The 218-nt window shown below is 46.3% G+C and carries 1 protein-coding gene; it reads right to left on the bottom strand.

Features of this window, described 5'->3' with window-relative positions; translation table 11 throughout:
* The coding region (locus PPOP_RS09135) for a group II intron maturase-specific domain-containing protein (protein WP_006285981.1) at window positions 1-218 on the bottom strand (218 nt) is incomplete at both ends.

The following is a 218-nucleotide window of genomic DNA, read 5'->3' as shown; positions in this document are numbered from 1 at the left end:
TCAGTAGCGTTCGAATTTTCATTTCTGTGTAGTCGCGCACTTCGCTGAATGCGTCGCTGGAGTTCCCTACCCGAAAGTAGTTCACCCATCCTGCAAAAATCACATTGATTTGCTGTACGATTTTTTTGGCCGATTTCGCTCCACCATTATGGATGATTTCGCGAATGCGTGCTTTCACGGATACACAGGCCTTCTTCCTCGGTGTTATAAGGATGAAG

The sequence above is a fragment of the Paenibacillus popilliae ATCC 14706 genome (assembly GCF_000315235.1).
Taxonomy (GTDB): Bacteria; Bacillota; Bacilli; order Paenibacillales; family Paenibacillaceae; genus Paenibacillus_B; species Paenibacillus_B popilliae.
This window is presented reverse-complemented; position numbering and strand designations above follow the sequence as displayed.